At 44.2% G+C, this 1,345-nt stretch carries 1 protein-coding gene; it reads left to right on the top strand.

All coding sequences use genetic code 11. The annotated features are described in order from the left end of the window. The first annotated feature begins 93 nt into the window (after nt 1-93). Nucleotides 94-1,284, top strand: a complete 1,191-nt coding sequence (locus AC1DU2_RS30820; protein ID WP_477389469.1) for an IS256 family transposase — start codon at nt 94-96, stop codon at nt 1,282-1,284. Nucleotides 1,285-1,345 lie beyond the last annotated feature (61 nt).

The following is a 1,345-nucleotide window of genomic DNA, read 5'->3' as shown; positions in this document are numbered from 1 at the left end:
GAGGGTGTAAAATAAACTGTGTCAAGAGTTAAACGTTAACTTAAAACACAGTTTAAGATGAAGAGAGAAGAAGAATCGCTCGAATACGAGCAAATGAAAAAGAATGCCCTTGAGCAACTCCGCTCGGGCAAATCACTTTACGGGAAGGATGGTGCGTTTGCGCCGTTGCTAAAAAGTTTCCTTGATGCCGCTCTTGAGGCAGAATTGGAAAGCCATTTAAATGAAGCTGAACGCAGTTCAGGCAATCGTAGGAACGGTAAGACCAGTAAGGATATCCGTACCTCTGATGGCACCATATCGATCATTACCCCTCGTGACCGCAATTCCAGTTTTGAGCCGGAACTAATCCGTAAACGGGAAACGATATTGGCAGAAAGCCTTGAATCCAAGATCATCGGTATGTATGGACTGGGCATGAGCTTTCGCGACATATCAAAGCATATCAAAGATATGTATGATACAGACATCAGTCACAGCACTTTATCTGCTATAACAGATAGGATTGTCCCTGAAGTAAAAGAATGGCAATCAAGGCCACTGGATGAGCTTTACACGATTGTTTGGCTGGATGCGATGCACTACAAGGTTAAAGAGGAACACCGCATGGTATCGCATGCTGTTTATAACATTCTTGGTATTGACCGTCATGGGCACAAGGAATTGTTAGGAATGTATGTATCTCAAAGCGAAGGCGCTAACTTTTGGTTAAGTGTGTTGACCGACCTTCAGAACCGGGGTGTAAAAGACATCCTGATTGCTTGCATTGATAACCTCAATGGATTCCCACAGGCTATAAATACGGTATTTCCTCAAACAGAAATCCAGACCTGCATCGTCCACCAGATCCGTAATAGCCTGAAGTATGTGGCTTCTAAAGATCAGAAGGTATTCATGAAAGATCTTAAGCCGGTGTACCAGGCAGAAACACTCGAACTGGCAGAACTTCGTTTAGATCAGCTGGAAGAAAAGTGGGGTAAGAAATATGAAAAGGTATTGGAATCCTGGCGCAATAACTGGTCGAAGCTGACCACGTATTTTCAGTATGACACCACTATTCGTAAACTGATCTACACCACCAATACCATCGAAGGGTTTCACCGGCAAGTCAGAAAAGTAACCAAAACCAAAGGTGGTTTCACTTCCGATATGGCTCTGTTAAAACTGATCTATCTGGCTCATAACAACATTAAACAAAAATGGACGATGCCACTTGCTAATTGGGCGACAACGGCCCAGAAGCTGGCCATTTGGTTTCCTGGGAGAATGATATTAGATTTGATGTAGCAATCAGGCCCTGCCGGCCCATGGGCCGGCAGGGCCTGACACAGTTTATTTTACAGACCCG

This window comes from Mucilaginibacter sp. P4_C11 (genome assembly GCF_056402115.1).
Note: the sequence above shows the minus strand (reverse complement) of the source record. Positions and strands in the feature narration are given on the sequence as shown.